Origin of the sequence: Maribacter orientalis, assembly GCF_900109345.1 — a bacterium.
Classification (GTDB): Bacteria; Bacteroidota; Bacteroidia; order Flavobacteriales; family Flavobacteriaceae; genus Maribacter; species Maribacter orientalis.
Genome location: NZ_FNZN01000001.1, coordinates 280,626 through 305,290, shown reverse-complemented (window position 1 = coordinate 305,290; position 24,665 = coordinate 280,626). Strand labels below are relative to the sequence as shown.

24 protein-coding genes are annotated in these 24,665 nt (G+C 34.7%); 17 read left to right on the top strand and 7 right to left on the bottom strand.

Going from position 1 to position 24,665, the window contains the following annotated elements; translation table 11 throughout:
- Nucleotides 1–11: 11 nt before the first annotated feature.
- The gene (locus BMY56_RS01270; RefSeq protein ID WP_091618959.1) at nucleotides 12–833 is read right to left on the bottom strand and encodes a universal stress protein; all 822 of its coding nucleotides are present in this window, start codon (nucleotides 831–833) and stop codon (nucleotides 12–14) included.
- A gap of 52 nt (nucleotides 834–885) precedes the next feature.
- The gene (gene hemN / locus BMY56_RS01265) at nucleotides 886–2,247 is read right to left on the bottom strand and encodes an oxygen-independent coproporphyrinogen III oxidase (RefSeq protein WP_091618957.1); all 1,362 of its coding nucleotides are present in this window, start codon (nucleotides 2,245–2,247) and stop codon (nucleotides 886–888) included.
- Between the two features lie 184 nt (nucleotides 2,248–2,431).
- Between hemN and BMY56_RS01260 the strand changes: the two genes are divergently transcribed.
- The 9 genes from BMY56_RS01260 (at nucleotide 2,432) to BMY56_RS01220 (ending at nucleotide 10,047) form a co-directional block, all read left to right on the top strand.
- The gene (locus BMY56_RS01260) at nucleotides 2,432–2,821 is read left to right on the top strand and encodes a DUF983 domain-containing protein (RefSeq protein WP_091618955.1); all 390 of its coding nucleotides are present in this window, start codon (nucleotides 2,432–2,434) and stop codon (nucleotides 2,819–2,821) included.
- Nucleotides 2,822–2,828: 7 nt separating this feature from the next.
- Complete coding sequence (locus BMY56_RS01255; RefSeq protein WP_091618952.1) at nucleotides 2,829–3,461, top strand: Crp/Fnr family transcriptional regulator; 633 nt, start codon at nucleotides 2,829–2,831, stop codon at nucleotides 3,459–3,461.
- A 68-nt stretch (nucleotides 3,462–3,529) separates the two neighbouring features.
- A complete protein-coding gene (locus BMY56_RS01250; RefSeq protein WP_091618951.1) occupies nucleotides 3,530–4,330 on the top strand; it encodes a sulfite exporter TauE/SafE family protein in 801 nt (266 codons plus the stop codon).
- A gap of 80 nt (nucleotides 4,331–4,410) precedes the next feature.
- Complete coding sequence (locus tag BMY56_RS01245; protein ID WP_091618949.1) at nucleotides 4,411–5,826, top strand: MBL fold metallo-hydrolase; 1,416 nt, start codon at nucleotides 4,411–4,413, stop codon at nucleotides 5,824–5,826.
- A 132-nt stretch (nucleotides 5,827–5,958) separates the two neighbouring features.
- On the top strand, nucleotides 5,959–7,368 hold the full coding sequence (locus BMY56_RS01240; protein ID WP_091618947.1) for an MBL fold metallo-hydrolase: 1,410 nt from the start codon (nucleotides 5,959–5,961) through the stop codon (nucleotides 7,366–7,368).
- Between the two features lie 206 nt (nucleotides 7,369–7,574).
- Entirely contained in the window at nucleotides 7,575–8,237 is a 663-nt protein-coding gene (locus BMY56_RS01235) for a peroxiredoxin (protein WP_091618945.1), read from the top strand.
- A gap of 83 nt (nucleotides 8,238–8,320) precedes the next feature.
- Nucleotides 8,321–8,665, top strand: coding sequence for a rhodanese-like domain-containing protein (locus tag BMY56_RS01230; RefSeq protein ID WP_091618943.1), 345 nt, complete (start codon nucleotides 8,321–8,323; stop codon nucleotides 8,663–8,665).
- A gap of 101 nt (nucleotides 8,666–8,766) precedes the next feature.
- Nucleotides 8,767–9,774: a c-type heme family protein gene (locus BMY56_RS01225; protein WP_091618941.1), complete on the top strand. Its 1,008-nt coding sequence runs from the start codon at nucleotides 8,767–8,769 to the stop codon at nucleotides 9,772–9,774.
- Nucleotides 9,775–9,777: 3 nt separating this feature from the next.
- Nucleotides 9,778–10,047 carry a cation transporter gene (locus BMY56_RS01220; protein ID WP_091618939.1) on the top strand — a complete coding sequence of 90 codons (270 nt, stop codon included), beginning with the start codon at nucleotides 9,778–9,780 and terminating at the stop codon, nucleotides 10,045–10,047.
- A gap of 36 nt (nucleotides 10,048–10,083) precedes the next feature.
- Here the strand turns inward: BMY56_RS01220 and BMY56_RS01215 are convergent, their stop codons facing one another.
- The gene (locus BMY56_RS01215; RefSeq protein WP_091618937.1) at nucleotides 10,084–10,959 is read right to left on the bottom strand and encodes a sterol desaturase family protein; all 876 of its coding nucleotides are present in this window, start codon (nucleotides 10,957–10,959) and stop codon (nucleotides 10,084–10,086) included.
- Nucleotides 10,960–11,197: 238 nt separating this feature from the next.
- On the opposite strand from BMY56_RS01215, the gene BMY56_RS01210 reads away from it, so the two are divergent.
- Together BMY56_RS01210 and BMY56_RS01205 are read left to right on the top strand one after the other, a co-directional pair.
- Complete coding sequence (locus BMY56_RS01210; RefSeq protein ID WP_091618935.1) at nucleotides 11,198–11,404, top strand: YgaP family membrane protein; 207 nt, start codon at nucleotides 11,198–11,200, stop codon at nucleotides 11,402–11,404.
- A gap of 146 nt (nucleotides 11,405–11,550) precedes the next feature.
- On the top strand, nucleotides 11,551–12,861 hold the full coding sequence (locus BMY56_RS01205; protein ID WP_091618933.1) for an NAD(P)/FAD-dependent oxidoreductase: 1,311 nt from the start codon (nucleotides 11,551–11,553) through the stop codon (nucleotides 12,859–12,861).
- A 53-nt stretch (nucleotides 12,862–12,914) separates the two neighbouring features.
- Here the strand turns inward: BMY56_RS01205 and BMY56_RS01200 are convergent, their stop codons facing one another.
- Together BMY56_RS01200 and BMY56_RS01195 are read right to left on the bottom strand one after the other, a co-directional pair.
- Entirely contained in the window at nucleotides 12,915–14,252 is a 1,338-nt protein-coding gene (locus BMY56_RS01200; protein WP_177170899.1) for an OprD family outer membrane porin, read from the bottom strand.
- 4 nt (nucleotides 14,253–14,256) lie between these two features.
- Nucleotides 14,257–15,294 carry a c-type cytochrome gene (locus BMY56_RS01195; protein WP_091618928.1) on the bottom strand — a complete coding sequence of 346 codons (1,038 nt, stop codon included), beginning with the start codon at nucleotides 15,292–15,294 and terminating at the stop codon, nucleotides 14,257–14,259.
- 207 nt (nucleotides 15,295–15,501) lie between these two features.
- On the opposite strand from BMY56_RS01195, the gene BMY56_RS01190 reads away from it, so the two are divergent.
- Nucleotides 15,502–16,029 carry a DsrE family protein gene (locus tag BMY56_RS01190; RefSeq protein ID WP_091618927.1) on the top strand — a complete coding sequence of 176 codons (528 nt, stop codon included), beginning with the start codon at nucleotides 15,502–15,504 and terminating at the stop codon, nucleotides 16,027–16,029.
- An 11-nt stretch (nucleotides 16,030–16,040) separates the two neighbouring features.
- Nucleotides 16,041–16,634 (top strand): class I SAM-dependent methyltransferase, encoded by a 594-nt coding sequence (locus BMY56_RS01185; RefSeq protein WP_091618926.1) that lies wholly within the window; start codon nucleotides 16,041–16,043, stop codon nucleotides 16,632–16,634.
- A 35-nt stretch (nucleotides 16,635–16,669) separates the two neighbouring features.
- Here the strand turns inward: BMY56_RS01185 and BMY56_RS01180 are convergent, their stop codons facing one another.
- Together BMY56_RS01180 and BMY56_RS01175 are read right to left on the bottom strand one after the other, a co-directional pair.
- A complete protein-coding gene (locus tag BMY56_RS01180; protein ID WP_091618925.1) occupies nucleotides 16,670–18,970 on the bottom strand; it encodes a TonB-dependent receptor in 2,301 nt (766 codons plus the stop codon).
- 85 nt (nucleotides 18,971–19,055) lie between these two features.
- The gene (locus BMY56_RS01175) at nucleotides 19,056–19,433 is read right to left on the bottom strand and encodes a hypothetical protein (RefSeq protein ID WP_143057761.1); all 378 of its coding nucleotides are present in this window, start codon (nucleotides 19,431–19,433) and stop codon (nucleotides 19,056–19,058) included.
- 245 nt (nucleotides 19,434–19,678) lie between these two features.
- Between BMY56_RS01175 and BMY56_RS01170 the strand changes: the two genes are divergently transcribed.
- The 4 genes from BMY56_RS01170 (at nucleotide 19,679) to BMY56_RS01155 (ending at nucleotide 24,634) form a co-directional block, all read left to right on the top strand.
- A complete protein-coding gene (locus tag BMY56_RS01170) occupies nucleotides 19,679–20,158 on the top strand; it encodes a Dps family protein (protein WP_091618921.1) in 480 nt (159 codons plus the stop codon).
- 197 nt (nucleotides 20,159–20,355) lie between these two features.
- On the top strand, nucleotides 20,356–21,711 hold the full coding sequence (locus BMY56_RS01165; protein ID WP_091618919.1) for a cytochrome ubiquinol oxidase subunit I: 1,356 nt from the start codon (nucleotides 20,356–20,358) through the stop codon (nucleotides 21,709–21,711).
- A 9-nt stretch (nucleotides 21,712–21,720) separates the two neighbouring features.
- Entirely contained in the window at nucleotides 21,721–22,758 is a 1,038-nt protein-coding gene (cydB, locus tag BMY56_RS01160; RefSeq protein ID WP_091618917.1) for a cytochrome d ubiquinol oxidase subunit II, read from the top strand.
- Nucleotides 22,759–23,179: 421 nt separating this feature from the next.
- Nucleotides 23,180–24,634 carry an NAD(P)/FAD-dependent oxidoreductase gene (locus BMY56_RS01155; RefSeq protein ID WP_091620016.1) on the top strand — a complete coding sequence of 485 codons (1,455 nt, stop codon included), beginning with the start codon at nucleotides 23,180–23,182 and terminating at the stop codon, nucleotides 24,632–24,634.
- Nucleotides 24,635–24,665: the final 31 nt, after the last annotated feature.

Genomic DNA, 24,665 nt, shown 5'->3' with positions numbered 1-24,665 from the left:
TTTGAAATTTACTAAATCTTAAATGTAATTACAGGTATTCTAGAATGGTTTACAACGTCTTCCCCTATGCTACCATTAAACAAATGCGAAAGACCTTTTCGACCATGTGTTGGCATGGCAATGGCATCTGCAAGTATTGTATTACCATAATTGAGTATGCCTTGTTCTACACTATAATCATTATAAATTTCTACTTGCTGACCAGAATTAGCTTTCGTTAAAAATTTATTGATTTTTTGATACGCATCTCTATTACTTAAAAATTCATCGTTTGGCGTATTTATAAAGACTAGGTCCATTTTGGCATTGACCAATTCTGAAAATTCCCTTGCTTTTTGAAAAGCTGGTAAATTGTCATCGTTGAAATCGCATGCAAACACAAATCGATCTATTTTAAATTCGTCAACTTCACCTTTAATAACCAGAACAGGAGTTTTTGAATTTCTAACAACTTTCTCAGCATTAGAACCAATTAAAACTTCCTCAAGGCCTTTAGCGCCATTAGAACCCATCACAATTAAATCTGCATTATGTTCTTCTGCAATAGCATCTAGCTCGCTAAAAACTTTATAATGCTTAATAACGGGAGTAACAGTTAATCCCTTTAAAAATGGTTTGTCTAAGAATTCTTTTAAATTCTTCTCGGCCAATTTCACTAAAAATACCGTCTGTTCTATGTAAATTCCATCAGGCGAAGAAATCATCGCTTGATTGAGTTCTAACATGTGAACAACAAGAAGCTCTACTTTATGTTTTTTAGCTAAATCTGCAGCAGCTTTTAAAGCAAAACCAGATTGCTCTGAAAAGTCTGTAAGTACAATAATTTTTTTCATGATAATTTTATTTAGAATTTAATAAAATAAAGAACTTCAATATTTCTAATAATTAGACAGTCATTGAAAATAGCTTGGTATCAGGTGATTTTTTCTGTAAAGGCAAATCAAAAGCCATACATACATTTCGTACAAAGGGTCTTCCATTTTCAGTTATAAGCAAATTGCCTTCCGTAATCTTAACTATACCATCTTTCTCCATCTCCCCTAGCCTTTCTAGTATACTTTCCATCTCCGGTATATATAACTTAAAGTCGCTCCAAGAAGTTTGAAATCTGCACATTAAATTTAAGATATGTCTTCTTATTATTTGATCTTCGTCTGTTAAAATATGTCCCCTATAAAGAGGTATAATATCATTTTCTACTAAATTTTGATATTCTTCAACATTCTTTACATTCTGTGTAAAACCATACCAACTATCACTTATACTAGAAGCACCTAACCCAATCATTAGATGGGTATTAGAGCTCGTGTAGCCCATGAAATTTCTATGTAAAACTCCACTTTCCATAGCCTTATATAGACTATCGGTCTCTAATGCAAAGTGATCCATGCCTATTTCTTGATAACCGTAATTCAACAATAGCTCTTTACCAATTTCATACTGTGCTCTTTTATCATCTGCAGTTGGTAAATCAGCATCTTTGTAACCTCTTTGTCCGTTACCTGCAAGCCATGGCACGTGTGCATAACTGTAAAAAGCAATACGGTCTGGCTTTAACTCTTTGGTTTTTGCTATAGTATTTTTTACATGTTCCAATTTTTGATGCGGCAGACCGAAGATAATATCGTGGCTCACTGAGTCATACCCTATTTCTCGGGCCCATTCGGTAACATTCTTTACATTTTCAAATGGTTGAATTCTATTAATTGCCTTCTGTACCGTTTCATTGTAATCTTGTACGCCGTAGCTAACCCTTCTGAAACCAACGTCATATAAAGCTTGTAAATGTTCTTTTGTAGTATTATTTGGGTGTCCTTCAAAACTAAATTCTGCATCATTGGCTTTGTTCGCAATTCTTAATATACCATCAACTAGAAATTTTAAATTTTCTGGCGTAAAAAAGGTTGGTGTGCCACCACCTAAATGCAATTCCTTAATTATTGGTTTTTCAGAAAAAAGAGCCCTATACAATCTCCATTCTTTTAAAACAGATTTTAGATAAGGTAATTCTAAATCATGCCGTTTTGTTATTCGCTTATGACATCCGCAGAACGTACACATACTCTCGCAAAAAGGTAGATGTATGTAAAGACTTATTCCTGTAGTTGAATTACTAACATGAAAACTTTTCTTTACAGAATCTTCCCACTTCTTTCCTGAGAAGGTATTATTATCCCAAAAAGGTACGGTTGGATAACTCGTATACCGAGGACCAGGTACATTATATTTTTGCACAAGCGAACACATAAACTTTAATTTAATCACAAACTTACACGTCAAAAACAGTAAATAATATGACAAATGTCAGTTCATGGTTTTATGATTAGTTTTAAATTTCCTAAATAAATTGATACATACTGTTTGCCTTATGTAACTAATGTTACCCTTTAAAAAGGGATGAAATAATAAATTTGTTTCAAATTTTTAAGTTATGTTTTCAAAAGGTTCCAAATTGTATAGTATCATTTTTCTGAAATGCCCAAGATGCCATAAAGGAGAATTCCTAGAAGCGAATCCTTATAAATTAAGTAACTTCAACAAGGTAAAAGAACGTTGCCCTAAGTGCGATCTAAAATACAGTATAGAACCCAGTTTTTATACAGGATCCATGTATGTTTCGTATGGTGTAGGTATAGCTGTCGCGGTAGCTGTATATGTATTGACGTTGATATTCGGTTTACAACTTAAGATTTCAACTTTGTTTGCCGTAATCGTTGTCTGCCTAATACTTGCTATGCCATGGATAGCTGCCGTTGCTAAGTCTATTTGGGCGAATATATTTTTTAAATTTGATAAAAAAATAGCACAAGAAGTTAATTGAAAAAAGAATGATCCAAGACTTAAAAGAGCAATACGGGAATATTTTTGAAGAGGAACTAATTAATGAAATTGTTCAAGTAGGTACATTTAAAGAAGTGCCTGAAGGTTATAAATTAATAGAAATAGGCGAATACCTAAGAGGAATGCCATTATTAATATCTGGTGTTATTAAAATTCTTAGAGAAGATGAGGATGGCGACGAACTTTTGCTGTATTACTTAGAGAAAGGTGATACCTGTTCAATGACCATGGCGTGTTGTATGGGTGATGCTAAAAGTGAAATTAGAGCCATTGCAGAAACAGATGCAAAACTTATTATGGTTCCCATTCAGAAAATGGAAGAATGGACCACTAAATATAAATCATGGCGAAATTTTGTCTTCAACAGTTACCATGTTAGATTAAATGAGCTTTTAAGCACATTAGACAATATCGCTTTTCAAAAAATGGACGAGCGCTTAATTGGCTACTTAAAAGAAAAAGCTAGGGTAAATCAAGACGATATTATTAATAATACCCATCAAGAGATTGCTTATGACCTTCATAGTTCTAGAGTAGTAATCTCCAGATTATTAAAAAAACTAGAAGAGATGGGTAAAATAAAACTTCATCGTAATTACATTAAAATTTTAGACTTATAGTACTTCTGTAACTATTGTTACTGCACACGTTTTCATACAACTTTACTTTTGAGGTATAAAATACCCTTATGGAAATGTTGCATATTTTTGGATATTTAAGTGCCTTAGTAATAGGTATTTCATTAGGCCTTATTGGTGGTGGAGGTTCAATTTTGGCAGTACCCGTGCTAGCATATCTTTTTACAATAAACGAAAAAGCGGCAACTGCATATTCTTTATTTATCGTTGGCGCAAGTGCCTTGATAGGTGGCTGGAAACAGCATCTTAAAGGATTTGTAGATTGGCGAACGGCATTAGTTTTTGGCGTTCCTGCTATAGTAGGTGTTACCTTGGTAAGACATTATGTAGTACCTGCATTGCCAGATATTTTGTTTCAAGTAGAAGATTTTCAATTTACCCGAAGAATGGCCATGTTTGGCCTGTTCGCTGTATTAATGATTCCGGCAGCATATTCTATGCTAAAAAAAGAAAAGAATCTTATTAAAACAGGTGATGTTGCTTATAATTATCCCCTTATTTTATTAGAAGGATTGATTGTTGGTGGTATAACGGGTATGATCGGTGCTGGTGGTGGATTCCTAATTATTCCCGCTTTAGTCATATTGGCAAATGTAGAAATGAAAGTAGCTATAGGTACATCATTAATTATTATTGCTATTAAATCTTTAATGGGATTTTTTCTGGGAGATGCAATGACCATGGAAATAGATTGGGATTTTTTAGCTCTATTTACAGGTCTTTCGTTCATCGGTATTTTTATTGGTAGCTACTTGAGCAACTTTATAGACGGCAAAAAATTAAAGAAGGGTTTCGGCTATTTCATTCTAGTTATGTCCGCCTTTATTTTCTACATGGAATTTTTCAAATAAAATTTTCCTTATGTGACAAAAGTCACTGTACAGCTCATATACAAAAAGTAATTTTATGGTATTAATCAAAATTTATAATCATGAAAGTTGAACAAATATATACAGGATGCCTGGCACATGCCGCTTACTATATTGAAAGTAAAGGAGTCGCTGCGGTATTTGACCCATTACGCGAGGTACAGCCTTATTTAGACCGTGCCAAAAAAGACAACGCTAAAATTAAATATGTTTTTGAAACACATTTTCATGCCGACTTTGTTAGTGGTCATTTAGATTTACAAAAAAAGGCTGGTGCAGAAATAGTTTTCGGTCCTGGTGCAAAACCTGCCTATAAGGCAACCACAGCTAAGGATAATCAAGTCTTTGAAGTAGGTGATTACAAGGTAAAAGTAATTCATACTCCAGGTCATACTATGGAAAGTACCACCTATCTTTTAATAGATGAAAAAGGTAATGAACATGGTATCATTACTGGTGACACATTGTTTATAGGTGATGTAGGCAGGCCAGATTTGGCACAACATGTTGTAGCTGATTTGACCGAAGAAAAATTGGCAGGTTATTTATTCGATTCCCTTCGAAATAGAATAATGCCCTTAAGTGATGATTTAATCGTCTACCCTAATCATGGTGCGGGTTCTGCTTGTGGTAAAATGATGAGTAAAGAAACTACGGATACCTTAGGGCATCAAAAAAAGGTGAATTATGCCTTACGCCCAGACATGACCAAAGAAGAATTTATTAAAGAATTGTTGACAGGACTTACAACACCGCCAGGGTATTTTCCTAAAAATGTTCTTATGAACATTCAAGGATATGAAAGTTTAGACAAAATTATGGATAGGGCTACCACACCATATTCTCCAGAAGCTTTTGAAGCTGTTGCAAATGAAACAGGTGCATTAGTATTGGATACCAGGGATGCAGAGGACTTTGCAAAAGGGTTTATTCCTAATAGTATCAACATTGGTCTTGATGGTAGTTTTGCCCAATGGGTAGGTGAAATGATTCCTGATATAAAACAAGAAATACTTTTAGTTACTTATAAGGACAAGGAAAAAGAAGCTATTACAAGATTATCAAGAGTAGGTTATGATAATACGGTTGGCTTTTTAAAAGGAGGATTTGATGCATGGGAAAAATCTGGAAAAGATTTTGAGGTTACCAAAAGAATTGATGGTTCAGAATTAGAAACTCTTTATAAGAATAAGAAACCTTTAATAATTGATGTAAGAAAAAAGAGTGAGTTTGACTCAGAACATGTTATCGGGGCCATCAATGTTCCCTTAAATGAAATCAATCAACATTTGGCACAATTTCCAAAAGACAAGCCATTTGTTCTACATTGTGCAGGTGGCTATCGAAGTATGATTGCCGCTTCTATTCTAAAACAAAGAGGATGGCAAGATTTTACAGATGTTAGAGGTGGCTTCGATGCCATTTCGAAAACTACAATTCCGAAATCGGAATATGTTTGTCCTTCTACCCTATTATAGTTTTTTTAAAACAGTAAAATTAAGCCTCATTTTTTATGGGGCTTTTTTTATGACCGTATGCGAGTGTAACCTAAGTTACTGTATTACACAATTTCTTAGTGTAATTTTGACCTTAATATTAAATGTGAACTTATGAAGGTAGAACAAATATATACAGGCTGTCTTGCGCAAGGTGCATACTATATAGAAAGCAAAGGAGAGGTTGCAATTATTGATCCCTTGAGAGAGGTAACACCTTATATAAAGAAAGCAACATCTGATAATGCTAAAATCAAATATATTTTTGAAACCCATTTTCATGCCGATTTTGTGAGCGGTCATGTAACCTTGGCTAAAGAAACCGGAGCAGATATTATTTACGGTCCAAAAGCAAATCCATCTTTTGACGCTATCATTGCAAAGGATAGCCAAGAATTTAAATTAGGTGATGTAACCATAATTGCACTGCACACTCCAGGTCATACAATGGAAAGTACTACGTACCTCTTAAAAGATGAAAAAGGTAAAGATTATGCCATTTTTAGTGGAGACACCTTATTTCTTGGAGATGTGGGTAGACCAGATTTGGCTCAAAAAATGGGTGAATTAACCGAACGTGACCTTGCTGGGTTTTTATACGATAGTTTACGTGAAAAGATAATGCCCTTGGCAGATGATGTAATCGTATATCCGGCCCATGGTGCTGGTTCTGCTTGTGGTAAGAATATGATGAAAGAAACGGTAGATACGCTAGGCAATCAAAAGAAAATGAATTACGCGTTACGTAAAGACATGACCAAAGAGGAATTTATAGATGAGGTAATCGATGGTCTACTTCCACCTCCTCAATATTTTCCGTTGAACGTTAAAATGAACAAAGAGGGGTATGAAGATATCAAAACAGTATTGGAGCGTGGTACAAGAGCACTTTCCCCAAAGGCTTTTGAAGCTGCGGCAAATGAAACGGGAGCCATTGTATTAGATGTGCGTCATCAAGATGATTTTGCTAAAGGTCATATACCACGCTCTATATTTATTGGTCTTGACGGTAGTTTTGCCCCTTGGGTAGGTGCCTTGATCGCTGATGTGAAACAACCCATCTTATTGGTTGCGCCAGTAGGATTAGAAGAGGAAGCTGTAACCCGACTTTCTAGAGTTGGTTTCGATGGTACTTTGGGATATTTGGAAGGTGGGTTTGAGGCTTGGAAAAAGGCATCAATGGAATATGACACCGTTAGCCAAGTTGATGCAGATGAGCTTAAAAAAAGTATTGAAACCGAAAATGTTCCTGTCTTTGATGTACGTAAAAAATCTGAATATCTATCTGAGCATATTTTAGAAGCCGTTAATACACCATTAGATTTTCTAAATGATCACTTAGCGGAATTTCCTGAAAATAAAATATTTTATGTGCACTGTGCCGGTGGTTATAGAAGTATGATTGCTTCCTCCATTTTAAAAAGTAGAGGTATACATAACCTTATTGATGTTAAGGAAGGATTTAAGGCCATACAGGAAGCAGGTATTCCGGTAACTGAATATGTTTGCCCAACAACGTTATAAATAAAATATCAAATAGACATTTTAATCATTTAAGAACAACACATGATTTAGTTTTTGAATCTGCCTAACGGCAGGTTGGTTGATATAAAGAGGAGTATTTTTCTAAAAAGTATTCCTCTTTTTTTTATGCTTTTTTTAGCGTTATGTAACTAGGGTTACTGTAGCTATTACACTGTAATAGTACCTTTAATTAAAATTAGAAGAACATGGAAACAATAAATAATACCGAAGTAAATAGTATGCCAAGAATTGGAGATATTGCTCCAGATTTTGAGGCTGTTACTACAAAAGGAAAAATTAAATTATCAGATTTCGCTAAAAATAAATGGATAGTGATGTTCTCGCATCCAGCAGATTTTACGCCGGTATGTACTACTGAAATGAGCGGGTTTGCAGTTCGTAAACCAGAATTCGATGCACTTAACACAGAGTTACTAGGATTAAGTATCGATAGTGTTCACGCACACTTGGGTTGGGTTCAAAATGTTCGCCAGAATACAGGGGTATATTTCGATTTTCCTATCATAGCAGATATAGATATGAAAGTTTCCAAGAAATACGGAATGTTACAACCTAATGAAAGTGAAACTTCAGCTGTACGGGCCGTATTCTTTATTGATCCTAAGAAAAAAATTCGTCTAATTATGTATTACCCATTAAATGTAGGGCGTAATATGGACGAGATTTTAAGAGCATTAGAAGCCTTACAAACTTCTGACAAATATAAAGTAGCAATGCCTTTAGATTGGAAGAAGGGTGATAAAGTAATTGTTTCTCCACCTAAAACTTTAGACGAACTAAACGCTCGAATTGCAGATGATACCTTAGAAAAAGTTGATTGGTATCTAGCTAAAAAAAGTATTAATTAAATTTTTATTGGTTGGTTCAAGAAGCGGTCTTGAAAAAGGCCGTTTCTTTTTAGTATTGAATATTAATTTTAAATAAAATAATTATGTCATTTTTAGACGCCATTTTTGGCAAGAAAAAAGAAACTTTAGGTCAGATTACCATTTTAAATAAAAATGAATACGCAACGGCCATTGTTACAAACAAAATAAAACCTATTGACGTTAGAACAGCTTCTGAATTTAATAGTGGTCATATTAAAAATGCTATAAATATCGATTTTTTCAATCCTAATAATTTTAAAAATTATTTTGAAAAGGTAGATAGAAATAAGGCAATATATGTGTATTGCAGATCTGGTGCAAGAAGCCAAAAAGCTGCTCGTAAATTATTAAACATGGGCTTTCTTGAAGTTTATGATTTAAAAGGTGGGTATTCTTCCTGGATTTAATCATCGTAATAGTTTTATATACTGACAAATGAAAATGGAGAATTCATTCTTTCAAAAATTTGGCAGTTAATAAATGTGGAAATCTTTAAACTCTTAATTATATGAAAAATGCACTACTAATTTTATCAGTCATGTTAATGGTTAGTTGTAAAGATTCGCCAAATAGTAAATTTAAGGTAATCGCTGAAAATGAGAGTGATGCTGAAACTCAACAACCTGCTAATGAAGGTAAAAAACTTCTAGAGGCTAAATGCTATGTATGTCATAATCCTGAATCGGATGAAAATAATGCATTGGCACCGCCCATGGCCGCTATAAAAGCCCGATATAGTAAAGACCACTCTACAAAGGAGTCTTTTTCAGATGCCATATGGAACTTCGTAGAGAAACCTACCAATGAAAAGGTTAAAATGAAGGGAGCGCTTAATCGTTTCGGTTTAATGCCATTTCAATCATTTGACGAAAAGGAAATACGTAAAATTTCAGATTATATATTCGATTACCAAATTGAAGAACCTGAATGGTTCAAACAGCATTGGGAACAAAATCATGGAGAAAAAAACTATCATCAAAAAGGTAAAAAGATGAATGGTAATTTTAATATGAGTAAAGAAAACTTAATGGAAAGAGGTATGACATATGCTCAGAGTACCCAGAAAGTTTTAGGAAAAAATCTGATGTTAACGCTACAGAAAAATGGTGCGGTAAAAGCAGTAGAATTTTGCAATGAAAGAGCTTATCCAATAACCGATAGCATGGCAATTATTCATAATGCAAAAATTAGAAGGGTGACCGACAAGCCTAGAAATCTTGAAAATCAAGCGAATGAAAAAGAGCTTGAGTATATTGAATTTTTTAAATCAAAAATCAAGAATAAAGAGACCTATGAGCCTATTCTAATTTCTGAAAATGGTACGACACATTTCTATTCCCCAATTGAAACTAATACCATGTGCTTAAATTGCCATGGTACGCCAATAACGAATATAGACCCAATGGTTACGCAGATTATAAACGATAAGTATCCTTACGACAAAGCTATTGGTTATAAGGAAAATGAAGTAAGAGGTATTTGGAGTATAACTTTCAATGATGAAAAAAATAAATAAAATATGACTTCAGTAATTCCGATACAAAATCTAAAGTGTGGCGGCTGTGCCAAAACGATAATCTCTAAATTAGAAGAAATACCTGCGATAACAAATGTAACTGTATCCGTAGAATCGTCATCGGTTAAATTTGATATATTAAATCAAGAGGCTATTTCCACAGTAAAAAATACGCTAAAGTCAATTGGGTATCCGAGTATTGACCAAGACAATTCTGTTTTATCAAAAGCAAAATCCTTCGTTAGTTGCGCTTCTGGAAAATTATCTAATTAAAATCTATTGATAGGTCAAAAAAGAAGTGGATAATCATCACTTCTTTTTTGGCTTAAACCCATGTATTACTTGTCCAAAAAAGTCCTTTGGTAAATTCTCATCACCGGGGTAACCTAACTTAACATCTCCACTATCTTCAGGAATGTAATTGGTCTTGAAAATATAATCCCAAATACTTAAACTGATGCCGAAATTTACGCCGTAAGTTCCTTTAGGTAATTCATAAGCATGGTGATATAAATGCATAACAGGATTATTAAACAAATACTTTAAAGGTCCCCAAGTAATCTTAATATTCGAATGGTTAAAATGCCCAATGGCAATTGCCGCAAAATGAACAATATAGGCTTGTTCTGGCTCAAAGCCGCCTAAAATCATAACCCCAAAAGTTTTTAATGGTTTGTAGAAAATATTTTCCATCCAGTGGTACCGTAAGTGCGCTGCAAAACCCATTTCCTTAACACTGTGGTGTACTTTGTGAAAATTCCATAGAAAAGCATACCTATGCAGTAAAATATGGGTAAACCACTGTACAAAATCTAAAATAACAAAAAACAGCAGTAATTGTCCCCACATTGGCCATTTAGATATATTTATAAGCGCCAAACTGTTTGCAGTAATACCCAAATCGGCAAAGAACACATTTAGCATTTTATAAATACCACTTATAGCTATGGCAAACAAAAAGAAGTTGAAGAACATGTAAAAACCATCTAACCAAAAATCTTTTCTAAAAACACCCTGCTCCTTTCTCCAAGGAAAAACGATTTCTAAAAACCAAACTAACAAAGAAATAAAGATTAAACCCCAAAAATAGTTGAGATACCATGGCACATTAAACATGATGGATTTTATAGTCCAATTAAACGTACCTGATATCGCATTTATAAATGCATCTAAATATGCTTCCATTCGTATTACGAATTTTTGTAAATATACTTTTAATAAAAAGCTAAATCTGTAACTCTTGTTACATATTACATTTTAATAATCTTATGTTTAAAACATGACAAATGTCATACGCTAGCTTATAGGTTAATATTACTTTGCAGTATAATTTGAACATAAACTATAGCGCTAATCTGTTTGTCTATAATAAACAATCATCATTACAATCTGCGCTTTACATCTTAAATTAAATATCATTATCATGAAAAAAAACATGGGAAGTACAGACCGGTTTATTAGAATATTTATAGCCGTAGCTCTTTTAACTACATTTTATACTGATACCGTTACCGGAACCTTGGGTTATGTATTGGCAGCTTTAGCTGGTATTTTAATACTAACAACCTTTATTAGCTTTTGCCCGCTTTATACCTTGTTCGGTATTAATACTTGCAAGATTAATAAATAAAACAACTTTAAATTTTCAAATCATATAGACCTAATTCCAAATTATGGAATTAGGTCTATTCCTTTTTATAGCGTTATGTAACTTTTGTTACATATTTAGCAACTTAGAACAACTATATTTAATAAATTCTAAAAAATAATTGTAAAATGAGCTCACATCATCAGGTAATCGTTATTGGAGGTGGTACTGCTGGTATTATGGTAGCAGCCCAGCTTCTCACTCAAAAGAAAGCAAAGGACGTAGCAATTATTGAACCAGCAGATACTCATTATTACCAACCTGCATGGACTTTAGTAGGTGCTGGCACGTATGATTTTGAAAAAACTGCCAGACCAATGTCATCTGTAATTCCTAAAAATGCAACGTGGATAAAAGATAAAGCGACAGGTTTTGATCCCGAAAACAATATTGTACATACGGCATCTAAAGGAGATATTACATACGATTATTTAGTGGTCGCACCAGGTTTGGCTTATGATTTTAGTTTAGTGCCTGGTTTGGGTGAAGCTATGGATAAAGGTGTTGTTTGCAGTAATTATACGGACCCACAGCATACTTGGGATGTTATTAAAAATTTCAAAGGAGGCACTGCCCTATTCACACAACCGACAACACCAATTAAATGTGGCGGAGCACCACAAAAAATAATGTATTTAGCCGAAAGCCATTTTAGAAAAAGTGGTGTACGCAAAAAAACAGATGTTATTTTTGCCACTGGAGGAACGGTTATTTTTGGGGTAAAAGAAATTGCCAAAACCTTAATGGAGGTAGTTGATAGAAAAGATATCAACCTAAGATTTCATCATAAATTGGTCGCTGTAGATGGTGAGAAACAAATTGCATGGTATGAAATGGGTAAAGAAATTACAGCTGGTGGTTGCGTAGTAATTTCTAGTGACAAGGTAGATGATTTAAAACTAGACGAAAAGTTTCAGTACAATTATAAAGATGTAAAGGTAACTGTTGAGGGTAACCGCTATGGCATTCATTATGATATGTTACATACCGCACCACCATCAGTAGCCCCTAAGTTTGTAAAAGACTCTACTTTGGTAAACCCGGCGGGCTGGTTAGATGTAAACCATCAAACTATGCAACACAATAAGTATCCAAATATTTTTGGCTTAGGAGATGTATCCGCATTGCCAACAGCCAAAACAGGAGCCGCTATACGTAAGCAAGCACCCATCGTAGTCGATAATATCGACCGTTTAATGAACACCCATAAAATGGGAACTCAATCGTACAATGGATATTCTTCTTGTCCGTTAGTTACTGATTATGGTAAAATGGTTTTGGCCGAATTTGATTACGATAATAATTTTACCCCTGATCCAAAACTGAAGCAGATGCTAATCTTTGATTCTTCTAAAGAACATTGGAGATTGTGGATGCTTAAAAAATATGGCCTTCCTTATTTGTATTGGAATAAGATGATGAAAGGCAAAAATGTCTAATGTATTTTCAATAAAAAATCCCCATTGAAGTGGGGGTTTTTTATTGAATCTTTTTAAAAGTTATAGTTGAGTATTAGATCAACATGAAATAAATCTACTTTATTAAAATAGATATTAGGATTATCTGGAATATCACCATTGCCTAATTTCGAGGTAAGTAAAAGCTCTGGTTTTAAGCGTTTTAATTTTTTAATTTTAAAGAATATATCTAAGTTGATATGCGTGTAATCTGGCATGGCATATTTATTTAGCGAGGCATCGGTTACTTCTGGTTTCCAATGCTTACCAATACTAAGAATTGTAGTAAGATCAAGATTCTCTTTCAATACATTGAACTCATTTTTATAATTCAAAACCAGAGCGTGATTGTCTGCTGTGCCTTCGCTACGTTCTCTTTTTTGAAAGCTGAACAAGTCTTCCCTTCCCCATTCCCGTGGTGATAAAAATTGACCATTTGGCAATATTCTATCATAGGCTAAGGTCATTAACCCAACTTTACTTTTATAAGCAATCTTCAATCCTAAGACATCTGCTGTATTTTGATTGAAATAACGGAGAGAATCTACACTGCTTCCGCCTTCACCTAACTTATTCTGATGCAACCACTCTCCTTCTAATTGTACAGATTCGGATATTCTTAAAGAAGGTTTTACATAGAATGAATTGAAAATATTTTCTACGTACTGATTCCATATCTTAACATTTAAATTTTCAGTTACCTCAAAATCGACATTTGCCATTATAATATAATCCGATTTGGTATTGTTGGCATAATGGGAAGCATTACCATATATATTTCTACCCACGGGATATGTACCTATACTTTCACCGATACCGTAAAACTTGCCCATAGACCTTGGTGCTATTTCATTTAATATTCCAAGTTGAAGAACTGTCTTTTGTCTTTTGTAGTTATACCAAAACCCTTGAACTAAAGTCGGTATCATTCTACCGTCTTGAGGATTTAAAAGTGGTGTATTTATTTTCATTCGTCCAAGCGTAAATGAATGCTGAGCCAATTGATATTTCGCGTATAATTCACCTAATAAAAAAACAGCATCATTCTCTAGGTCTAATCTATCAAACAATCCTTCTTCATACCTACTCAATCTACCTGTTGTACTATCAGGAACGGTTAAATCTTGTAATCCTAAATTGGTGGAATTGTATACAGCTGCTCCTATTTCTAAGTTTTCGAGCAGAGTATATTGATATTTTAATTTACCGCCGGTTGCCAAGGCATTGAAATCTTTTAGGCCATCTTTATTAGATGTCATCATGCCATACGTACGCCATTGACCAGAAAGTGTTCCTTTTTTGTTTACATCGACAGAATCTTGTGCAACAGAAAATAAGGGCAGAATAATAAATAGTATGTATACTAATCGCATGCGCCTATTTCGTTTTGGTAATACCATATTCCTGTTTGTAGTATTCCATGATTGGAGGAAAAGGACCATATTTGTGTTGCTCAGGTGAAAAATCATCGGACCACGGACCATAAGGTGTTGAAACTGGTTTTAGTTTTTTATCGGGATAATCGTTCTCTGAATTCAACTTGTGAGGTCTTGAAAAACTGTTGATATAACCCGCTACGTGATAAGCTTCCTCATCTGTTAATTTAGGATTGTCCCAAGTTGCCTGTAAATATGGCATGTTGCTTTTTATAAACTCTGCTGCAGTTATTACCCGATGCATACCTGCTCCATCATTAAAACTATCGGCTCCCCATAATGGTGGATACGTATAACTTTTACCATCTGCGGTATTGAGCACTCCTCCACCATTTTCACCGTGGCAGATTACACATTCTTTTTTATACACCTGATTTCCTTTTTCTAAATTGACCGCAACATTCGGAATCTCAATCTTTGGATAGCCTTTAAATTCTGCCTTTCTATTCGCTGGCAAATCTTCTCCCAACCAATCCATATAGGCGACAATAGCTTCCATTTTATCAGAATCTATAGGAAGCATCTTTCCGTTCATACTCCGTTCCATACAGCCATTAATTCGGTCTTCAATTGTACCTATTTTATTACCACGACCACCAAACTGAGGAAAACGTTCTATAACACCCACCCAAGAACCAGAACCTGCTTGAGCCCCTTTCTGTAAATGACAATTGGCACATGCCAAATTATTTCCACTATATCGGTCTTCATCATTCTCTGCATGCGGACCCATAAACTTAGAAGTCTCTGCAATCAGGTAGTACCCTTTTTTAACCTTATCTGGCATGCTAGACAATTCTGATATTGCATCCTTAGGTTTCCAAATATCTTTAGCCGCTATTTCTTCAGTTACAACTGGGACATAATCTTCAGATTTTGGCTCATACGTTAATAGCAAAATAAAGACAATACCAACCAAGACAAATACCAGTGCAAATAGCTTAAAAAGTTGTTTCGCCAATGTTCGTAATTCTTCCATGCTTGTTGTACTACTACCTTTTAAAAAATTCGCACTACTAAATTAGTCAACCAATCTAGAAATTCAATTTAATATTGACAGTAACATGAGTTACAGTTGCGTTAAATAACCTTGCTTACTTTTATTACTTTAAAAAATAACGGACATTAGTAGCATTCATCACATATTTCATAACCAAACAACAATTATTTTAAACTCTACGAACACATGAAAAAAGCACTATTAATCGTAATTGTACTCATGACAACACATCTTACTACTGCCCAAGAATGGACAACCCCGATTATTGATGGGTATGGAAAAATTAAGGAGTTCAAAGAACTAGCCACACAACCAGACAAAAATTTGACATATAATCTCGTTTTTGATGTAAAAGATGATCGCGAAATGGATGGAGTAAATATTGGCCTTTGGAAAATAGCCAGAGTAATTAATATGCTGGGCTCTGGTGGAATTCCGCAAGACAAAGTACACATTGTCGCTGCTATACACGGTGGTGCTACATTTGCTTCTTTAAATGATGCTAAATATCAAGAAAAATACGAGAAAGCCAACCCTAATGCCGAGTTATTGAAACTCTTAAAAGAGTATGGAGTTGAGTTATATGTTTGTGCCCAGGCAACTGCTGCAAGAGGAATCACTAAAGAAGATTTAGATCCAAATACAGAATTAGCTCTTTCTGCGATGATGGTGCTTACCAATTATCAATTAAAAGGTTATGCACTATTACCTTAAAAGCTATTAAGGTGAAAGACTTTTGGAATAATCGATACGATGAAGAAGCCTACTCATATGGGTTATCTCCCAATATCTTTTTCAAAGAGCAATTAGACCTATTGCCCAGAGGCTCCATATTACTACCTGCCGAAGGTGAGGGTAGAAATGCCATATATGCCTTGAATGAGGGTTGGGAGGTGACTGCATTTGATTTTAGTGAATCTGCAATGCGAAAGGCAAAAACATTAGCTGAAAGCCACGGATTGAATCTCGATTACCAAGTTGCGGACGTATTAACCTTTGAAACAGACAAAAGGTTTGATGTACTTGGTTTAAGTTACGCTCATTTTCCAAGTACAATAAGAGCTATCGCGAATAAAAATCTACTCCATTTTGTAAAACCGAACGGTAAGGTAATTTTTGAAGCATTCTCAAAAGAACAGATGGGGAAACCCTCTGGTGGTCCTAAAAATGAAGAAATGCTTTTCTCTATCGAAGAAATAAAAAACGAATTCAAAGGATTTGAATTCCAAATTCTTGAGAAAAAAACGATACATCTTAACGAAGGTATATACCATACCGGCGAAGCCTCGGTTATACGTTTTTTAGGAAATAAAATATAATGGGGGCCTTTATTAGCCCCCATTTACTTACTGTTTTAAAACTTAAACTGAGCAAAAGCTGTTACATTTCTGCCAGGATCATTAATAGGAATAGTTCCGAATTCTGCCTGATTATTGAAAGAAAAGTTTAAATGATTGTTATACGTTTTATCAAAGACATTTAACATGGCAACACCTAACGTCACATTTTTAATAGGTACTATGCCCAAACGAAGATCCAAAACTTCATAGCCTGGGGTACTCTGTTCACCAAATGAGATTGCAATATCATCTTGTTTAGAGGTAATCGTATAATTTGCATTTACCCAAAATTTCTCCTTTTCAAATTGAAGTTTAAACCGAGTAGTTAGCGGCGGTACTAAAGGCAAAGACTCATGTAAATCCTTATTTTTTGCATATACATAGGCTAATGCAGTTGTGAAATTAAAACGATTCCAAAAATCAATTCCTCCACTGAGTTCAAACCCTGTTTTATAAGCACCATCTAAATTTTGAAACACTTTGGGGTTAACTGGTTCAAGCATAGGCATATATTTTCTAGTTTGTGTCTCGTCAATTACAGCAACTATATAATTCTCATATAAAGAATAGTAAAAGGAGGTACTATAATTGAACCTATCTGTATTCGCATTAGACAGTGGTAAACTTCCCTTTAATCCAATTTCAAATTGATTGTTAACCTCGGCATCTAAATTTGGATTACCAATATATTCATAAGCATCTTGCCCAACAGTGAAATGATTTATTACGCGTTCTATCATATTGGCAGAACGAACTCCCCTACCATAGGCAACCTCCATAATAAATTGATTGGATAGCGCATATTTTATAGATGCGGTTCCACTAATATTATGTTCTGTTCGCTTATCTAAATTTGGATATAACGCTTCAAAATCTTCTGCTGGGTCTTTTATTTCAGATCTAACGTTGTCATATCGTACCCCTACTGTAGCCATTGTTTTTGAAGTTAACGGATATTTGCTTTCTACAAACACTCCTAAATCATTGATATAAGAATCTTGCCAAACCTTATCTATAAACTGAACTGGTGCAGCCAATACAACACCCATCGCATTTCTTTTAACCAACCTGGAGCGATTTCCATCCCTGGCAATAGCTAAAAAATCAACACCTGTGTAAAGTGCCATTTTTTCATTAGGCTTTAATTTCAATTCTAACTTACCTCCCGCTGTGGTAGCATCTATTTCTGACAATGCATCGGTCATCATAAAACTTGGGCGTTCTTTATTACTCATGATATGGTCGACATAACTGTAATAGATTTTGGCATCTATATTTTCAACCAAACCGGTTAATCCTTTTAATTTATAATCCAAAGAAAGAATGCTACTGTTATCCTCTTCGGTATCCATAGGTAAACCTGCATGTAAAACGTCGCGACCATATGATTGCCTCCAATGTGCTTGTAGACGTTGGTTTTCATTAAAATTGACGCCAGCTTTAATTCCATAATCCAAGCTTCTAAAAGAGGAAGGTATCTCGACGCCTTCACCATCTTCATAATTACCAAAATCACGAAAACCAACATTACCGACAATATCATACTTCTCTGTGGCCTGCTGTAATCGCGCCATTGATACAATAGAGCTGCCATTACTTTCATACCCTCCATCTATACTACCATGAAGCCCGTAATCTTCGGTTGTAGGTTTTTGGGTTACCATATTAACAATACCACCAAAAGTAGCACCGTAACGTACAGTGTAAGGTCCCTTTATAATTTCAATTTTCTCGATTTCTTCAGGAATAACATGTGTAGTAATGGGATCCATACGATTGGGGCAAGCATTCATAGCTTTAGTACCACCATCGAATTGAACATTCAACTGCTCATATTGTGTAGCCCTAAAACTGGGATCAATAGCATAATTTCCCCTTTTTATCAATGAAAATCCGTTAATATCTTGAAACAAATCGGCTACATTTCTCGGCTGTACTATTTTCTTGACATAATCATTAGTCTCTAAGAAAAGTATAGGGTCTGTTTTCGAATTACCGGTAACCATAACTCCATTTATAATTATAGGAGCCTCTTCCATTAAAAAAATAATGCGTTCATTACTTGTTGATACCTGTTGTTTAAATGTTTTATACCCCATAAAGGAAATGGTCAACGTGGTATTTTCTTCCGCTATATTTATTTCGAAATTACCATTAGTATCGGAGTAGGTCGCCAGTCCATTTTCGGTTAGAATGTGAGCACCTGCCAATGGTTCCTTATTTATTTCTGATATAATTTGACCTTTAAAGTTTTGTGCGTTTACAAGGTGCCCCAATAGTAATACTGAGAGCACCCAAAAATATTTTGGGTTCATTTATGAATCTTTTTATGATATATAGGAATACTGCCAAAACACCGTAAATAATGGTATTGGCTAAATTAAATCACGATAAAAATTCCTAAAATTGGGGAGGATGAATTATGCGTTCCGAAAAGTGAAAATCATAAAGAACACTATACTGTAGTTCATTTAATTCTGTTTGGGGTAACTGCAAAAAATCAAAAGAAATCAGTGGAGCTACAAATAAAACTGTTTCATTTTTTAACCAATCGATACTAACCGGTGTCTTCTCATCTTCAGCTTCTTGTAGTAACATTTTTGACAAAGCACATTTACCATCACATTTCATTTCTGGTCGAGCCGTATTTTCACAGAATCGTTCTACAAAATCATCGGTAAACAATGCGTAATAACCCAATACACTAGCCGTCTTAAGACTACTCGCCAGAGAAATGATTATAAACAAAGTAGATATGGTAAAACTAGACAACTTCACAAGGTAAAATTAATGACCTAAACTGTTTCTAAATGTGACTTTAGTCACATAATGGAAAATTTTTAATTTAAATACATTTTACAAAAGGTTCATTCGAACTACCAATGATTGGTTAAAAAAGTTAAAAGGACCTCTATGTAACTTAGGTTACCGGATAGTTTAATACTATAGATTAAATTTATCGAAAATTAATTAATATATAAACACAATCTATTATTAATCATAAATTTTTAAATATAGGAAACATGACAAATACAAATTTATCAAACATCGGATTAGACAAAAAAAGCTCAGACGAAATAGCAAATCATTTAAATGATTTGCTATCTAACTATCAAATCTTCTATGTGAATCTTAGAGGTTTTCATTGGAACATTAAAGGAAAGAACTTTTTTGAACTACACCTTAAATTTGAGGAATTGTACAATGATGCATTGTTAAAGGTCGATGAAATTGCAGAACGTGTTTTAACATTGAGCAAGACCCCTATTCATACCTTCGAAAAATATATAGAAAACTCAGAAATTAAAGCCATTGAGAATGTGGTTGATGGAGATAAAGCTGTAGATAATATATTAGCAAGCTTAACTATTCTACTGAAAAAAGAAAGAGCGACACTCAAAATTGCAGCCGAGGCCGAAGATGAAGGTACCGTTTCTTTAATGAGCGATTATATTGTACAACAAGAAAAATTGGTATGGATGCTTTCTGCATATAAGCAATAATCATATGCACAAAAATCAACATTTCCTGAAATTTATTTCAGGAAATGTTTCAGGGATTTCTTTTGATTAAAACATACTTTTCTAAAATATTTTCACCACTAAAATTTAAAGTGATTATTTGATTTCTTTTTTCTATTTGTAACCAATGTTACCTGGCTGAAAGAAGCATTTGAATAGTTTTGTAAAAAATTCGCCTTATGGATGTAGAAATTCTTGCACGTATCCAATTCGCTTTTACTATTGCCTTTCACTACATATATCCGCCGTTAAGTATCGGAATTGGTCTTATTATGGTAATAATGGAAGGTTTATACCTAAAAACAGGAAATAAACAATATGAAATCTTAACCCGTTTTTGGTTAAAAATATTTGCTATAACCTTTGGTATTGGTGTTGCTACCGGTATTATTATGGAATTTGAATTTGGTACCAATTGGGCCGTTTATTCAAGGTACGTTGGCGATATTTTTGGTAGCGCTTTAGCAGCCGAAGGTTTGTTTGCTTTTGGTTTGGAAAGTACCTTTTTAGGTATATTACTTTTCGGGTGGAACCGCGTATCGCCTAAGGTTCACTTCTTATCAACTATAATGGTTTTTTTGGGCTCAATGTTTTCTGCAGTTTGGATTGTTGTAGCGAATAGCTGGCAGCAAACACCTGCAGGTTATCATATTGTAGGCGAAGGTTTTAATGCCAGGGCGGAAGTAACAGATTTTTGGGCAATGGTATTTAATCCATCTAGTGTTGATAGGGTTATTCATGTGTGGCAAGGAGCCCTTTTAGCAGGTGCTTTCTTAGTATTAAGTGTACATGCCTATTATTTATTGAAAGGTAGATATGTAGAAATCTCAAAAAAAGCTTTTAAAATTGCTCTTGCGGTAGCAACCATCTTTTCATTAACTCAACTACTTTCAGGGCACAGTTCTGCTGATGGTGTTGCGGTAAATCAACCTGCAAAATTGGCTGCTATGGAAGGGCATTACGAAAAATCTGCCCCTGCCGATCTTTACTTATTTGGTTGGGTAGATAATGAAACGCAAGAAGTTACAGGAATAAAGCTACCTGGTGGCTTATCGTTTCTCGTTCATCAAGATTTTGAGGCTCCTATTACGGGTTTAAATGCCTTTCCTGAAAATGAACGTCCAGGTCAAGTAAATGCTGTCTTTCAGTTTTATCATATAATGATTTCAATCGGAATGTTTTTAATTGCCTTAACGCTGTATGCCAGTTTTTTATGGTGGCGAGGTACTTTATTCGATAAAAAATGGCTTTTACATATTTTTGCGTTCGCCGTATTGTTACCGCAGATAGCAAATCAAGTAGGCTGGTTTGCTGCAGAAATGGGAAGACAACCGTGGATTGTTTACGGACATTTAAGAACAGATGAAGGGTTTTCGCAAGAAGTATCGGCTAACCAAATTCTATTTTCGTTGATACTCTTTTTAATCGTTTACGCCGTACTATTCCTATTGTTTATTTATTCGGTAAATAAAAAAATAAAGAACGGTCCGTACGATGAAGCTAAAAATCCTGATGAATTTTTAAAACACGTTTAATCGCAAATTATGGAAACTTTTTTAGGTATAGATTACCCTACCCTTTGGTATTTAGTCGTTGGATTATTATTTTCTGGTTATGCAGTTTTAGAAGGATTCGACTATGGTGCAGGTTCGTGGCATCTTTTTTTCAAAAAAGATTTAAGCAGGCGTATTGCCATCAATGCCATTGGTCCGTTATGGGATGCTAACCAAGTGTGGCTTATTATAGGTGGCGGGGCATTGTTTGCAGGTTTCCCGGTAATGTATGCCACCATGCTATCTGCCATGTATATTCCGTTCATGTTGTTTTTACTTTTGTTGGTCTTGCGTTCTTCTGCAATTAAGTTTAGAAGTGCTGAAAAGATGTTATGGTGGCGAAAAACATGGGATATTGTTTATTTCGTGTCTAATGTTTTAATAGCTTTTCTACTAGGTGTTGTACTAGGAAATATATTACAAGGATTTGAATTAGGTGAAAACTTCAGTTATAAAGGAGGCATATTCTTTTCTTTCCTAAGTCCGTATGCAATTATGACCGGCTTTACAACACTTTCTTTGTTTATGACACAAGGGGCTATTTTCCTACTCTTAAAAACGGAAGGACGGTTACATGCCAGATTAACCTTCTTACTAAAAAAAGGAATGATTTTTTTTATTACAAGTTTCGCAATAACTTCTTTGTATACCTTAATATTCATACACGGTGTTACCGATAAATTTAAAGAACAGCCGTTGTTTTTTGTTTTACCCATTTTAGCATTTTTAGCAGTAGCCAATGTTCCAAGATTAGTCTCCAAGAAAAGGTATTTTCAGGCATTACTGTTTTCATCTATGACAATGGCGTTTTTATTAATGTTGGTGGCCTTTCAGTTATATCCTGTTTTATTGCCCTCAACTATAGACCCAACTTACAGTGTTACCATATATAACGCAGCATCTTCTCAAAAGTCTTTGGGTATTATGTTAACCATGGTTGTTGTAGGTGCGCCATTATTAGCGGGTTATCTTATTTTTCTTTATAAAACTTTTAATGGAAAAGTACAATTAGACGATACCAGTTACTAGCTACTAAACCCTAGCTAAGGAATTCAAAAACCTCTTGATTTGCCATTAGTTACGTGTTAATGTTGGGAATAAATAAGAAAAGTATATATAGTATACTGCTCTTTTATGTCATCCACATGACATAATCAATAAGGTTTAGATTAGGTCTATAATAAATTAATCTTCTTTTTCTTTTTTCTTATTTAGCTTATATATAAGCCAAATGAAACCAACAACAAAATGAAGCAGAACAATGCCGGCAATAATATAGATTAGGGTATTTGAATTACCTCTCATATGTAATCTATTTTAACTAGTATTCTCAAAGCTAAGCTTCTCTATAAAATGTATCTATAATTTTAATCAATAGTACAATGGAATGATTTAAATCATTTAATAATAGTGATTGGCCTTTTATCTTATGCCAGTAAACCAAAATAAAATGTCAAAAATAGTTATATTGGGTGCAGGTATTTCAGGGCATGTAGCCGCAGCTCACCTTCGTAGAAAGTTGTCTAAACAACATGAGGTATTAGTTGTTTCACCGAACAGTAACTATCAATGGATACCTTCCAATATTTGGGTGGGAATAGGTAGAATGAAATCTGAAGAAATACTATTTCCATTACAACCTCTGTACAAGAAAAAAGGTATTGGCTATAAGCAGGCGAAGGTTTCAACTTTCCATCCCGAAGGGGATAGTGAAACCGAAAAGCCCTTCGTAAGGGTAGAATACGTTGCTGGTGAAAAAAAGGGACAAACCGAAAAAGTTACCTACGATTATTTAATAAATGCTACTGGCCCAAAACTGGCATTTGACATGACAGAAGGTCTAAACCCTGGAACGAACAAAGCGTATTCAGTTTGTACCTATACACATGCAGAGCACGCTTGGGATGCTCTGAATGATTTGATTCAACAAATGAAACAAGGTAAAAAGGCTAAAATTTTAATTGGTACAGGCCATGCGAAATCCACATGCCAAGGTGCAGCTTTCGAATACATTTTAAATGTTGAACAGGAACTAAGACGACATAATGTGCGCGATAAGGCAGAAATAGTGTGGATTGCAAACGAGCCACAGTTGGGTGATTTTGGTATGGATGGTATGTTGCTCAGTTATGGTAACAACATCATGAAATCTAGCGAAATGGTTGAAATGGTCTTCGAAGACCGCGGAATAAAATGGATTATTGGTGCTGGCGTTAATAAAATAGAAGATGGTGTAGCTCATTATGAAACACTAGATGGCGAATACAATTCTGAAACATACGATTTTGCCATGCTTATTCCGGCATTTTCAGGGCATGGTTTTAAAGCATTTGATAAAAACAATCAAGACATTACAGAAAAACTCTTTAAAGGCTTTATGATAGTCGATGCCGATTATACACCAAAATCTTATGAAGAATGGAGTGTGCAAGATTGGCCTGAAACTTATCAAAATCCATCATATAAAAATATTTTTGCTCCAGGCATTGCGTTTGCTCCACCGCACGCGATTTCTAAACCCAGGGTAAGCAAGAACGGAACTTCCATTTCACCTTCTCCACCAAGAACAGGAATGCCATCTGGCATTACAGCTAAATTGGTTGCTGATAATATTATTGATGCAATCAACGGAAAAAATAATTTACAACACAAAGGTTCTATGGGTAACATGGGAGCGGCATGTATCGCCTCGGCAGGATACGGAATGACTAAAGGAAGTGGTATCAGTATCACAACATTTCCGATAGTGCCCGATTATAATAAATATCCTGATACCCAAGGGCGAAAACTGAGCAAGACCTTTGGTGAAATTGGTTTGGCAGGACATTGGCTGAAATTAGCTTTGCACTACGCGTTTATCTATAAGGCGAAAATGAGACCTTTTTGGTGGTTGATTCCCGAATAGTCAAAAGTTAATAGAAGCTACCTTAATTGCA